Source organism: Arthrobacter sp. ERGS1:01, from assembly GCF_001281315.1.
Classification (GTDB): Bacteria; Actinomycetota; Actinomycetes; order Actinomycetales; family Micrococcaceae; genus Specibacter.
The window spans coordinates 597229-611184 of sequence record NZ_CP012477.1; the positions used below are offsets into that span (position 1 = coordinate 597229).

Consider the following 13956-nt stretch of genomic DNA (forward strand, 5'->3'; position numbering starts at 1 on the left):
GCGCTCCCATTCAACGTCCCCGCCGGATCGGCCCGCGGTTCCTGATGCCCGCCACCTTCCTTGACCTCCTGGCGGACTGGCTCCCGCGGCAGCGGTGGTACCCGCTCAAGGGCGACGCCGGCCTCGGCGCCACCCTGCGCTGCGCGGGCACGCTCGAGTTGCCGTCGTCGAACCCCGGGGTCAGGTTCGTGGTCGTATTCGTGGACGTGACCCGTCCCGTAGATGAGGGCGGGGCCGACGACGCCGGGCACACAGTCACGCTGCAAGTCCCCGTCGCGCTGCACTTTAGCAAACCCGTTACGGCGCCCGGCGCCTCACCGTCGGGTACTTCGCTGATCGGAGAGGTGGGCCCGTCCGATTCGACGTTTGCCCCGCCCGCCGGCGAGGATACTGGCGGTTTGACCGGCGGCTGGGCCGTCGACGCGCTGTCCGATCCGGAGTTCCTGAACGCCTGGCTCGCAGTCCTCACCTCGCCGCAACGGCCGGCGTCCCTATCTACCTGGTGCAGCGACGCTTTTACGGAAGCGGCAGGCATGGCCGGCGACGTCGTGGACGCGGTACGCCCCGTCACGGCCGAACAATCCAACAGCTCGGTGGTGTTTGAGCTGGCCGGGCAGCGGTTCATTGCCAAATTCCTCCGAGTCCTCCAGGCTGGTGCGCATCCGGAGGTCGAACTGGGCAGGGCCCTGGCCGCGGCGGGCAGCAACAACGTTCCGGCGCTGCACGCGACGGTCTCGGCCCCGGTGCCGGCGGCTTCGTCATCGCCCGCCACGCTGTTTGTGATCCACACATTTCTCGACGGCGGCCGCGACGGCTGGGAAACCGCGCTCGGCGCCGCCTCAAGCGGCACCGACTTTGCGGCGGAGGCCCGCGCCATGGGCTCGGCCGTGGCGCAAGTGCACGCCAGCCTCCGCTCAACCCTGGGGTCGGCGGCGTGCACGGGTCCGGATGCCGCAGCTTTTGTCGAGACCGTCATTTCACGCCTGCGGTGGGCCTGGGACCTGGCCGGCGCCTCCGTCGGGCCTTACGAACCGGAACTGGACGCCGTGATTGACGGGCTGCGCGCACTTCGCCGATTGCCCGAGGTGCAGCGCATTCACGGCGATCTGCACCTGGGCCAGCTGGTCCGGGCCGGCAAACCGGGCGCCACCGGCTGGTACCTGCTGGACTTTGAGGGCGAGCCGCTGCGGCCGCTGGCGCAACGCGGCCTTCCCGACGTGCCGCTGCGCGACGTCATTGGCATGCTGCGCTCCTTTGACTACGCCGGGGCGCAGGCAGCCCGTGGCGGAACCGTCACCGCGGACGACGCCGCCGCCTGGACCAGGGCGTGCTGCGAAGCGTTCCTTGACGGATACCGGGGGAGTGCGGCCGGTGGCGACGACGCCGATCCGGCGCTCTTTTCGGCCCTCTGGCTGGACAAGGCCCTCTATGAAGTTGTCTATGAATTACAAAACCGGCCGGACTGGCTCTCCGTGCCGGTGCTGGCCGTGCGGGAATTGTTTGAATCAAGTGAAAGAAGTGTGGACATGGGAATGAAGAACGCGACCCCCTGGCAGTGGATGCCGGAATCCTGGCAAGTGTTTCCGCGGGGACCTACTACGCGCCGCATTCCGTACTGGGCGCCCACCTGAGCGGTTCGGCCGACGGCGCCGAGCTCGTCACGATCCGCACTCTGCGCCACCTCGCCCAGGGGGTATCCCTGGTGACGGCCGGCGGAAGCGTCCCGATGGCGCACGAACACGACGGCATCTGGGTCGCCGTCGTGCCCGTCGAAGAGGCGGGGCACGTGCCCGACTACCGGCTCGACGTCCGCTACGCCGACGGCGTGCACCGCATGGACGATTCCTACCGGTACCTGCCCACCGTGGGCGAGCTTGACCTGCACCTGATGGCCGAGGGCCGGCACGAGACCCTGTGGACGGTTTTGGGCGCCCACGTCCAGCACTACCACTCCAGCCTTGGCGACATCAGCGGCGTCAGCTTTTCCGTCTGGGTCCCGGCAGTGCGCGCGGTGCGTGTGATCGGGGAGTTCAACGGTTGGGACGGCCGCGGCCACGCCATGCGCAGCCTGGGCACCTCCGGTGTATGGGAAGTGTTCATCCCGGACGTGGAAGCCGGCGCCCGCTACAAGTTCCAGATCCTCACCGAGGACGGACAGTGGCTGGAAAAGGCCGATCCCATGGCTTATGGAACCGAGGTGCCGCCGTTGACGGCGTCGCGGGTTGTCCAGTCAAACTACGCCTTTGGCGATGCCGAATGGATGGCCGCCCGGGCCGCCAGGGACCCGCACAATTCGCCCATGAGCGTCTACGAGGTGCACCTCGGCTCGTGGCGCCAGGGCCTGGGCTACCGGGAACTGGCCACCGAGCTCGTTGACTACGTCAAGGACCTCGGCTTCACGCACATCGAGTTCATGCCCGTGGCCGAGCACCCGTTTGGCGGTTCCTGGGGCTACCAGGTCACCTCCTACTTTGCCCCCACCTCCCGCTTCGGCCACCCCGATGAGTTCCGCTTCCTCGTCGACTCCCTGCACCAGGCCGGGATCGGCGTCATCATGGACTGGGTCCCGGCCCATTTCCCCAAGGACGAATGGGCGTTGGCCAAGTTCAATGGTGGCGCCCAATACGAGCACGCCGACCCGCGGCTGGGGGAGCACCCCGACTGGGGGACGCTCATCTTTGACTTTGGCCGCAACGAGGTGCGCAACTTCCTGGTGGCCAACGCCCTGTACTGGATGGAGGAGTTCCACATCGACGGCCTCCGTGTCGACGCCGTCGCCTCCATGCTCTACCTTGACTATTCACGCGAGGACGGGCAGTGGAGCCCCAACCGCTTTGGCGGACGCGAAAACCTCGAGGCCATCAGCTTCCTGCAGGAAATGAACGCCACGGCCTACCGCCGCAACCCGGGCATCGTCACGATCGCCGAAGAGTCGACGGCATTCCCCGGCGTCACCGCCGCCACCGAAGCCGGCGGCCTCGGCTTCGGCATCAAGTGGAACATGGGCTGGATGCACGACTCCCTCGCCTATATGTCCGAGGATCCCGTCAACAGGGGCTGGCACCACAACCAGATCACCTTCTCCCTGGTGTACGCGTTCACCGAGAACTTCTTGCTGCCCATCAGCCACGACGAAGTAGTGCACGGCAAGGGCTCCCTGCTGCGGAAAATGCCCGGCGACCGCTGGCAGCAGCTGGCCAACCTGCGCGCCTACCTGGCCTTCCAATGGGCGCACCCGGGCAAGCAGCTGATCTTCATGGGTACGGAGTTCGGCCAGGAGTCCGAGTGGAGCGAACAGCACGGCCTGGACTGGTGGCTGGCGGAGAACCCCGCGCACCAGGGCGTCCAGCAGCTGGTCAAGGAACTGAACGCCGTGTACTCAACCACCCCGGCGCTTTCGGAATGCGACAACACCCCCGAAGGATTCACCTGGATCAACGGCGGCGACACCACCCATAATGTTGTGTCGTTCATCCGCCGGGACAAGGCCGGGCAGCCGCTGTTGTGCATCATCAACTTTGCCGGCGTCGCCTACGAGGGCTTCCGGGTCGGTGTCCCGTCTGCCGGCGCCTGGCGCGAGGTGCTCAATACCGACGACGCCGGCTACGGCGGTTCCGATGTGCGCAACGACGGAACGCTTAAGTCCGACGCCGTCTCCTGGGACGGGCAGGACCATTCGGTCAAGCTGCGGATCCCGCCGCTCGGAGCCCTCTACCTGCAGCCCGTCAAGGCCTAAAGGCCGGACTGGAAACCAACACCTGCTTGCCGTTTGGTTAACTCGGCAAGCAGGTGCTAGAGTTGGTACCCCACCGGGCAAACAGTCCGGTTCGGAACCAGACCAACATCTACCGAACCTTAAAAAGGTTCCAATGATGCGTGTTCAAATGAGAGTTAGAAACTAACTTCGGATGAACCAAGGGCTGGGAGCCGGATTTGACTTCCTGGAAGTCAATACGGTAACTTTATGAAGTTGCCCCGGCACTGATCGTCGTGAACAAACTGGTTTTGTTTGGGTGTGTTGGCTGGGTGTGGTTGTTGTTTGAGAACTCAATAGTGTGCCAAGTTTTATTGATACCAATTTATTGTATTGAATTGGTTATTTGGTTGGTTGTTGCCGCCCCTGTGGTGATGACTGGCCGTTTAGCTGGTTTCGAATTTAGTGCATGACTTCATCATCTTTTTCCGGTGTGTTGTTGTGTGTCTGTTTAGTTATTAACGGAGAGTTTGATCCTGGCTCAGGATGAACGCTGGCGGCGTGCTTAACACATGCAAGTCGAACGATGAACCGACGCTTGCGTCGGGGATTAGTGGCGAACGGGTGAGTAACACGTGAGTAACCTGCCCTTAACTCTGGGATAAGCCTGGGAAACTGGGTCTAATACTGGATATTGACTTTTCACCGCATGGTGGTTGGTTGAAAGATTTATTGGTTTTGGATGGACTCGCGGCCTATCAGCTTGTTGGTGAGGTAATGGCTCACCAAGGCGACGACGGGTAGCCGGCCTGAGAGGGTGACCGGCCACACTGGGACTGAGACACGGCCCAGACTCCTACGGGAGGCAGCAGTGGGGAATATTGCACAATGGGCGAAAGCCTGATGCAGCGACGCCGCGTGAGGGATGACGGCCTTCGGGTTGTAAACCTCTTTCAGTAGGGAACAAGGCCAGTGTTTAGTTGGTTGAGGGTACCTGCAGAAGAAGCGCCGGCTAACTACGTGCCAGCAGCCGCGGTAATACGTAGGGCGCAAGCGTTATCCGGAATTATTGGGCGTAAAGAGCTCGTAGGCGGTTTGTCGCGTCTGCCGTGAAAGTCCGGGGCTCAACTCCGGATCTGCGGTGGGTACGGGCAGACTAGAGTGATGTAGGGGAGACTGGAATTCCTGGTGTAGCGGTGAAATGCGCAGATATCAGGAGGAACACCGATGGCGAAGGCAGGTCTCTGGGCATTAACTGACGCTGAGGAGCGAAAGCATGGGGAGCGAACAGGATTAGATACCCTGGTAGTCCATGCCGTAAACGTTGGGCACTAGGTGTGGGGGACATTCCACGTTTTCCGCGCCGTAGCTAACGCATTAAGTGCCCCGCCTGGGGAGTACGGCCGCAAGGCTAAAACTCAAAGGAATTGACGGGGGCCCGCACAAGCGGCGGAGCATGCGGATTAATTCGATGCAACGCGAAGAACCTTACCAAGGCTTGACATAAACCGGAAACACCTAGAAATAGGTGCCCCACTTGTGGTCGGTTTACAGGTGGTGCATGGTTGTCGTCAGCTCGTGTCGTGAGATGTTGGGTTAAGTCCCGCAACGAGCGCAACCCTCGTTCCATGTTGCCAGCACGTAGTGGTGGGGACTCATGGGAGACTGCCGGGGTCAACTCGGAGGAAGGTGAGGACGACGTCAAATCATCATGCCCCTTATGTCTTGGGCTTCACGCATGCTACAATGGCCGGTACAATGGGTTGCGATACTGTGAGGTGGAGCTAATCCCAAAAAGCCGGTCTCAGTTCGGATTGGGGTCTGCAACTCGACCCCATGAAGTCGGAGTCGCTAGTAATCGCAGATCAGCAACGCTGCGGTGAATACGTTCCCGGGCCTTGTACACACCGCCCGTCAAGTCACGAAAGTTGGTAACACCCGAAGCCCATGGCCCAACCCGCAAGGGAGGGAGTGGTCGAAGGTGGGACTGGCGATTGGGACTAAGTCGTAACAAGGTAGCCGTACCGGAAGGTGCGGCTGGATCACCTCCTTTCTAAGGAGCACCAAACACCACGACGGAGACCGCATGGTTTCGTGTTGGTGGTGTGAGGAGTAAAGACCTGCTGCGAGAACGTTTGTTTCTCGGTGGGTTGCTCAAGGGTGGAATATCAATAAAACAGCCGATGATCGGCATCTGGCAGCCTGGTTCCAGTACAACACTTCCTTGTGGGGTGTGCGGAAAGAACCGTGATGGGTTGAAAGATGTGTGGTTGTTAAGCGTTTGGCACACTGTTGGGTCCTGAAACAACAACGAAAGTTGTTTGTTTCTGGTTTCCCACACACAACCGACCGTCACGGGAAGGACAGGCACTTTGGTGCGGGTTCGACGTGGTTGGGGAGTGTGTGTTGGGGTTGTTGTTTGAGAACTACATAGTGAACGCGAGCATCTTATAGAAGGAAGCAATTTCTTTGAGATATATGAACCTGGATCTGATGCTGTTGACACCCTTTTGGGGTGTTGGTGGTGTTGATTTTCATGGTTCTCTCGATATAAGTTTTAGTGTGTTTTTGACTATTTTGTGTAGTCAAGTTTTTAAGGGCACACGGTGGATGCCTTGGCATTAGGAGCCGAAGAAGGACGTAGGAATCTGCGATAAGCCTCGGGGAGTTGATAACCGAACTTTGATCCGAGGGTGTCCGAATGGGGGAACCCCGTTACCCGTCGCAAGGCGAGGTGATGACCCACACCTGAATATATAGGGTGTGTGGAGGGAACGTGGGGAAGTGAAACATCTCAGTACCCACAGGAAGAGAAAACAATAGTGATTCCGTTAGTAGTGGCGAGCGAACGCGGAACAGGCTAAACCGTGCCATGTGTGATAGCCGGCGGGCGTTGCATGGTCGGGGTTGTGGGACTTACCGTTACGAATCTGCCGGTTCGTTGAGGGGAATGGTGCATGTATAGGTGAAGGGCTTTGAATGGCCTGCCGTAGAGGGTGAGAGTCCCGTAACCGAAATGCAGTGCACTCCCTGGTGAGTATCCCAAGTAGCACGGGGCCCGAGAAATCCCGTGTGAATCTGTCAGGACCACCTGATAAGCCTAAATACTACCTAATGACCGATAGCGGACAAGTACCGTGAGGGAAAGGTGAAAAGTACCCCGGGAGGGGAGTGAAATAGTACCTGAAACCGTGTGCTTACAATCCGTCAGAGCCACCCTAGTTGTGGTGATGGCGTGCCTTTTGAAGAATGAGCCTGCGAGTTAGTGTTACGTCGCGAGGTTAACCCGTGTGGGGAAGCCGTAGCGAAAGCGAGTCTGAATAGGGCGATGCAGTGGCGTGATCTAGACCCGAAGCGAAGTGATCTACCCATGGCCAGGTTGAAGCGCGTGTAAGAGCGCGTGGAGGACCGAACCCACTTCAGTTGAAAATGGAGGGGATGAGCTGTGGGTAGGGGTGAAAGGCCAATCAAACTTCGTGATAGCTGGTTCTCCCCGAAATGCATTTAGGTGCAGCGTTGCGTGTTTCTTACCGGAGGTAGAGCTACTGGATGGCTAATGGGCCCTACAAGGTTACTGACGTCAGCCAAACTCCGAATGCCGGTAAGTGAGAGCGTAGCAGTGAGACTGTGGGGGATAAGCTTCATAGTCGAGAGGGAAACAGCCCAGACCACCAACTAAGGCCCCTAAGCGTGTGCTAAGTGGGAAAGGATGTGGGATTGCTTAGACAACCAGGAGGTTGGCTTAGAAGCAGCCATCCTTAAAAGAGTGCGTAATAGCTCACTGGTCAAGTGATTCCGCGCCGACAATGTAGCGGGGCTCAAGTACACCGCCGAAGTTGTGGATTTCAAACATTACCCAAGCTAAGGATTCGTTCCTGGTTCAGGGGTTTGGAGTGGTAGGGGAGCGTCGTGTGGGCATTGAAGCCGCAGTGTGAACTAGCGGTGGAGCCCACACGAGTGAGAATGCAGGCATGAGTAGCGAAAGACGGGTGAGAAACCCGTCCGCCGAATGATCAAGGGTTCCAGGGTCAAGCTAATCTGCCCTGGGTAAGTCGGGACCTAAGGCGAGGCCGACAGGCGTAGTCGATGGACAACGGGTTGATATTCCCGTACCGGTGAAGAACCGCCCATATTGAACTGATGATACTAACCACCCAAACCGCCAGTGCGTGTCCTTCGGGGCCAGGCTGTGTGGGGAGCGTGGGACCTGAGTCAGGGAGGTAAACGTATTAACAGGTGTGACGCAGGAAGGTAGCCGAGCCGGGCGATGGTAGACCCGGTCTAAGGACGTAGGAAACGCGATAGGCAAATCCGTCGCGTTGTCTTCAATGACGATTCTGAGATCTGATGGGACCCCCGTATGGGGGAATTCGGTGATCCTATGCTGCCTAGAAAAGCATCGACGTGAGGTTCCAACTGCCCGTACCCCAAACCGACACAGGTGATCAGGTAGAGAATACTAAGGCGATCGAGAGAATTATGGTTAAGGAACTCGGCAAAATGCCCCGTAACTTCGGGAGAAGGGGGGCCTGCCCCGTGAAGGAACCTAGCGTTCCGTGAGCGGGTGTGGGCCGCAGAGACCAGGGGGAAGCGACTGTTTACTAAAACACAGGTCCGTGCGAAGTCGCAAGACGATGTATACGGACTGACTCCTGCCCGGTGCTGGAAGGTTAAGAGGACCGGTTAGCTACTTCGGTAGCGAAGCTGAGAATTTAAGCCCCAGTAAACGGCGGTGGTAACTATAACCATCCTAAGGTAGCGAAATTCCTTGTCGGGTAAGTTCCGACCTGCACGAATGGAGTAACGACTTCCCCGCTGTCTCAACCATAAACTCGGCGAAATTGCAGTACGAGTAAAGATGCTCGTTACGCGCAGCAGGACGGAAAGACCCCGAGACCTTTACTATAGTTTGGTATTGGTGTTCGGAGTGGCTTGTGTAGGATAGGTGGGAGACTGTGAAACCGCAACGCTAGTTGTGGTGGAGTCATCGTTGAAATACCACTCTGGTCACTTTGGACATCTAACTTCGGCCCGTAATCCGGGTCAGGGACAGTGCCTGATGGGTAGTTTAACTGGGGCGGTTGCCTCCTAAAAAGTAACGGAGGCGCCCAAAGGTTCCCTCAGCCTGGTTGGCAATCAGGTTCGAGTGTAAGTGCACAAGGGAGCTTGACTGTGAGAGGGACACCTCGAGCAGGGACGAAAGTCGGGACTAGTGATCCGGCGGCACATTGTGGAATGGCCGTCGCTCAACGGATAAAAGGTACCTCGGGGATAACAGGCTGATCTTGCCCAAGAGTCCATATCGACGGCATGGTTTGGCACCTCGATGTCGGCTCGTCGCATCCTGGGGCTGGAGTAGGTCCCAAGGGTTGGGCTGTTCGCCCATTAAAGCGGTACGCGAGCTGGGTTTAGAACGTCGTGAGACAGTTCGGTCCCTATCCGCTGCGCGCGCAGGAAATTTGAGAAGGGCTGTCCTTAGTACGAGAGGACCGGGACGGACGAACTCTGGTGTGTCAGTTGTACTGCCAAGTGCATCGCTGATTAGCTACGTTCGGATGGGATAACCGCTGAAAGCATCTAAGCGGGAAGCTCGCTTCAAGATGAGATTTCCATACACGCAAGTGTGAGAGGCCCCAGCTAGACCACTGGGTTGATAGGCCGGACGTGAACGAGGACTAAAGACTCGTGAAGCTGACCGGTACTAATAAGCCGATAACTTACACTACACACAAGTATCACCACCACGGAGTGCGAATAAACCTTCAAAAGCTATTCACACCCCAGTACCGATACAACACACTGCTCACGTTCACTATGTGGTTCCCAACCAACAAACCCACCCCCGAACCAAACGGGGACCGGTTATCTACGGTTGACACGGGAAACCAAACACCACCACCTTTTTACCCACCCCACCAGGGCGGTCAATAAAAGGAGGAAAATGGTGTATAATATAATATTGTTGTTCCAACAAGAACACCCAACAAGCCACCCACCCGGATACCAGCAATGGAACCGGGATTGGGGAACGAGTTACGGTGTCATAGCGTGGGGGAAACGCCCGGTCCCATTCCGAACCCGGAAGCTAAGACCCACAGCGCCGATGGTACTGCATTCGTGAGGATGTGGGAGAGTAGGACACCGCCGGACAACACCAAAAAGGGTAGAGGCCCCGCACACACAGTGCGGGGTCCCCACCTTACAACCAAAACACACACACACACACCACACACCACCAGGCCCCCGCGAGGGGCCACCACTGTTTAAGGAACAGCACAACCACCACCAGGCCCCTTACGGGGCCACCACTATTTAAGTACCTTCGTTAGCGGAACGCCGGCTCCCCGGTAATGTGCTGGCCAATGATTAACGTATGGATTTCATCGGTGCCTTCGTAAGTTCGTACGGACTCAAGGTTGTTTGCGTGACGCATAGGTGAGTGGTCCAAAGTGATGCCGTTGCCGCCAAGAATGGCTCGAGCGTCCCGGCAGACTTTGATGGCCTCCCTGCAGTTGTTGAGCTTCCCCATCGAGATCTGGTGCGGTTGAAGCTTCCCAGCCTCCTTGAGCCGCCCGATCTGCAAGGCGAGGAGCATTCCCTTGTTGATTTCCAGGGCCATGTTGACTAGTTTCTCCTGGGTCAGCTGATAGCCGGCAAGCGGCCTGCCAAATTGCAGGCGCTCCTGCGAATAGCTCAGTGCTTCAAGGTACGAGTCTCGGGCTGCGCCCATGGCCCCCAGATAATCCCGTAGCGCGCCTCATTGAGGCACTCGAAAGGGCCGCTCAGTCCTTTGGCTCCTGGGAGCAGCGCTGTGGCCGGCAATCGGACGTCGTCGAGCTCTATGTCGCATTGGATCGATGCCCGCATGGACAACTTGGGTTCGATTGCCGTTGCCCGGAAGCCGGTGGTGTTCGTCGGCACTACAAAGCCACGGATACCTTCACCGGTCCCGGCCCAGATGATGGCAACGTCGGCAATGCTCGCCAACCCTATCCATCGCTTGGACCCGTTGAGGATCCAGTCGGCATCGGGGCCTGGGCCGGCGCGGTGTGCGAAGGTCGCCATGGAAGATGGGTCTGACCCTGCGGTAGGCTCGGTCAGCCCAAAGCAACCGATGACCTGGCCCGACGCCATTCGTGGCAGCCACTGCTGCTTTTGAACTTCTGACCCGTGCTTGTGGATGGCCGTCATAGCCAAGGATCCTTGAACGCTCACAAAAGTACGGATGCCGGAGTCGCCGGCCTCGAGCTCCAAGGCGGCCAGCCCGTAGTCGACGGCCGTGCGACCGGGACACCCGTAGCCTCCCAGGTGCATGCCCAGCAATCCAAGTCCGCCGAGTTCCCTGACGATTTCCGTGGGAAAGACTCCCCGCTCATACCAGGCGGCAATGTTCGGTTTGATCCTGTCCTCAACAAATGTGCGGACTCCCTGGCGCAATGAAACCTCCGATGGGGTCAACAGGCCGTCGATATCAAGCAAATCTGCGGAATCGCTCATGACAAATCTCCATTGAATTGTGTGGCTCAGGTCCCTTGAATGCTAGCGGATGCCTGCAGGAACTCTCGCTGTGCAGAATAAAAGTCGTTGTTAACTCTCCTGCGCCATAACAATGCAAGTCCTTTTAACTTCATCGTGTTTCTTCTGTACGACAACGAACCGCAGCGCTACATTTGCTCGGCACGGTAGGCAGCCGGAGGTCTTCATGGTCGCGGCCATTCCACCAGCCAAGGGCATCGGACGTATAGGCCGGCTCGCGGGAACTGGCTCGAAAGCAATGTAGCCGCGCCTCAGTGCCAAATAGGTGAAGTCACCAGGCCAGGGCGTGGTCTTCTCACGCCCTCCGTACGGTGTCGGAACCGCGTATTAAACCTGCCATCCATGACCGCCGCACAGACAGCGACGCCATTCGGCGCCGTCCGTTTGCAGACTGGCACATTCAAGGTGAGGCGTGGGAGCTTCATTCAGGGCAGGGCAGGGCAGGGCAGGGCAGGGCAGGGCAGGGCAGGGCAGGGCAGGGCAGGGCAGGGCAGGGCAGGGCAGGGCAGGGCAGGGCAGGGCAGGGCAGGGCAGGGCAGGGCAGGGCAGGGGTTCCCCGCCACTCAGGCTGTTGTCAGAATGGCCGCGTACATTTGGTTTTAGGTGAGGGCATTTGGTTTTCGTGTTGGTGGATTTGCGTGTTGGTGGAAAGGTGTGTATTGTTTTTCGAGTTGCCCCGGTGTTCGGGGGGACGGAATTCCTGTTTATGAAGGCCGGTTTTGCCGGTTCTTTTGGCGTGTTGTGGGTGGTTGGTTCACTGTTTGGTGGATTTGCTTTCCGGGATATGTTCGGGTAAGCTTGAAAAGTTGCCTCGGCACTGATCGTCGTGAACAAACTGGTTTTGTTTGGGTGTGTTGGCTGGGTGTGGTTGTTGTTTGAGAACTCAATAGTGTGCCAAGTTTTATTGATACCAATTTATTGTATTGAATTGGTTATTTGGTTGGTTGTTGCCGCCCCTGTGGTGATGACTGGCCGTTTAGCTGGTTTCGAATTTAGTGCATGACTTCATCATCTTTTTCCGGTGTGTTGTTGTGTGTCTGTTAGTTATTAACGGAGAGTTTGATCCTGGCTCAGGATGAACGCTGGCGGCGTGCTTAACACATGCAAGTCGAACGATGAACCGACGCTTGCGTCGGGGATTAGTGGCGAACGGGTGAGTAACACGTGAGTAACCTGCCCTTAACTCTGGGATAAGCCTGGGAAACTGGGTCTAATACTGGATATTGACTTTTCACCGCATGGTGGTTGGTTGAAAGATTTATTGGTTTTGGATGGACTCGCGGCCTATCAGCTTGTTGGTGAGGTATGGCTCACCAAGGCGACGACGGGTAGCCGGCCTGAGAGGGTGACCGGCCACACTGGGACTGAGACACGGCCCAGACTCCTACGGGAGGCAGCAGTGGGAATATTGCACAATGGCGAAAGCCTGATGCAGCGACGCCGCGTGAGGGATGACGGCCTTCGGGTTGTAAACCTCTTTCAGTAGGGAACAAGGCCAGTGTTTAGTTGGTTGAGGGTACCTGCAGAAGAAGCGCCGGCTAACTACGTGCCAGCAGCCGCGGTAATACGTAGGGCGCAAGCGTTATCCGGAATTATTGGGCGTAAAGAGCTCGTAGGCGGTTTGTCGCGTCTGCCGTGAAAGTCCGGGGCTCAACTCCGGATCTGCGGTGGGTACGGGCAGACTAGAGTGATGTAGGGGAGACTGGAATTCCTGGTGTAGCGGTGAAATGCGCAGATATCAGGAGGAACACCGATGGCGAAGGCAGGTCTCTGGGCATTAACTGACGCTGAGGAGCGAAAGCATGGGGAGCGAACAGGATTAGATACCCTGGTAGTCCATGCCGTAAACGTTGGGCACTAGGTGTGGGGGACATTCCACGTTTTCCGCGCCGTAGCTAACGCATTAAGTGCCCCGCCTGGGGAGTACGGCCGCAAGGCTAAAACTCAAAGGAATTGACGGGGCCCGCACAAGCGGCGGAGCATGCGGATTAATTCGATGCAACGCGAAGAACCTTACCAAGGCTTGACATAAACCGGAAACACCTAGAAATAGGTGCCCCACTTGTGGTCGGTTTACAGGTGGTGCATGGTTGTCGTCAGCTCGTGTCGTGAGATGTTGGGTTAAGTCCCGCAACGAGCGCAACCCTCGTTCCATGTTGCCAGCACGTAGTGGTGGGGACTCATGGGAGACTGCCGGGGTCAACTCGGAGGAAGGTGAGGACGACGTCAAATCATCATGCCCCTTATGTCTTGGGCTTCACGCATGCTACAATGGCCGGTACAATGGGTTGCGATACTGTGAGGTGGAGCTAATCCCAAAAAGCCGGTCTCAGTTCGGATTGGGGTCTGCAACTCGACCCCATGAAGTCGGAGTCGCTAGTAATCGCAGATCAGCAACGCTGCGGTGAATACGTTCCCGGGCCTTGTACACACCGCCCGTCAAGTCACGAAAGTTGGTAACACCCGAAGCCCATGGCCCAACCCGCAAGGGAGGGAGTGGTCGAAGGTGGGACTGGCGATTGGGACTAAGTCGTAACAAGGTAGCCGTACCGGAAGGTGCGGCTGGATCACCTCCTTTCTAAGGAGCACCAAACACCACGACGGAGACCGCATGGTTTCGTGTTGGTGGTGTGAGGAGTAAAGACCTGCTGCGAGAACGTTTGTTTCTCGGTGGGTTGCTCAAGGGTGGAATATCAATAAAACAGCCGATGATCGGCATCTGGCAG

Annotated in this window: 3 protein-coding genes, 4 rRNA genes and 1 pseudogene; 7 read left to right on the plus strand and 1 reads right to left on the minus strand. The window is 58.0% G+C overall.

The window, feature by feature from the left end; genetic code table 11:
* The first annotated feature begins 44 nt into the window (after positions 1-44).
* From AL755_RS24345 to rrf, 5 genes are all read left to right on the plus strand, one after another.
* On the plus strand, positions 45-1631 hold the full coding sequence (locus AL755_RS24345) for a phosphotransferase (protein WP_337589535.1): 1587 nt from the start codon (positions 45-47) through the stop codon (positions 1629-1631).
* On the plus strand, positions 1556-3736 hold the full coding sequence (gene glgB / locus AL755_RS24350) for a 1,4-alpha-glucan branching protein GlgB (RefSeq protein WP_337589536.1): 2181 nt from the start codon (positions 1556-1558) through the stop codon (positions 3734-3736). Before AL755_RS24345 ends, glgB begins: the two co-directional genes overlap by 76 nt.
* 476 nt (positions 3737-4212) lie before the next feature.
* A 16S ribosomal RNA gene (locus AL755_RS02715) occupies positions 4213-5747 on the plus strand.
* Positions 5748-6277: 530 nt separating this feature from the next.
* Positions 6278-9420 (plus strand): 23S ribosomal RNA (locus AL755_RS02720).
* Positions 9421-9728: 308 nt separating this feature from the next.
* A 5S ribosomal RNA gene (gene rrf, locus AL755_RS02725) occupies positions 9729-9844 on the plus strand.
* Together the 16S, 23S and 5S rRNA genes form the textbook arrangement of a ribosomal RNA operon.
* A 175-nt stretch (positions 9845-10019) precedes the next feature.
* Here the strand turns inward: rrf and AL755_RS02730 are convergent.
* A pseudogene (locus AL755_RS02730) lies at positions 10020-11191 on the minus strand (acyl-CoA dehydrogenase family protein).
* A gap of 652 nt (positions 11192-11843) precedes the next feature.
* Here AL755_RS02730 and AL755_RS23085 point away from each other — a divergent pair.
* The gene (locus AL755_RS23085) at positions 11844-12026 is read left to right on the plus strand and encodes a hypothetical protein (protein WP_150116982.1); all 183 of its coding nucleotides are present in this window, start codon (positions 11844-11846) and stop codon (positions 12024-12026) included.
* 251 nt (positions 12027-12277) lie between these two features.
* Positions 12278-13808: ribosomal RNA gene (locus AL755_RS02740) — 16S ribosomal RNA — on the plus strand.
* Positions 13809-13956: the final 148 nt, after the last annotated feature.

Bases quoted from the DNA above. Each gene is read 5' to 3' on its own strand.
- AL755_RS24345 (WP_337589535.1), top strand. From the start codon at position 45: ATGCCCGCCACCTTCCTTGACCTCCTGGCGGACTGGCTCCCGCGGCAG.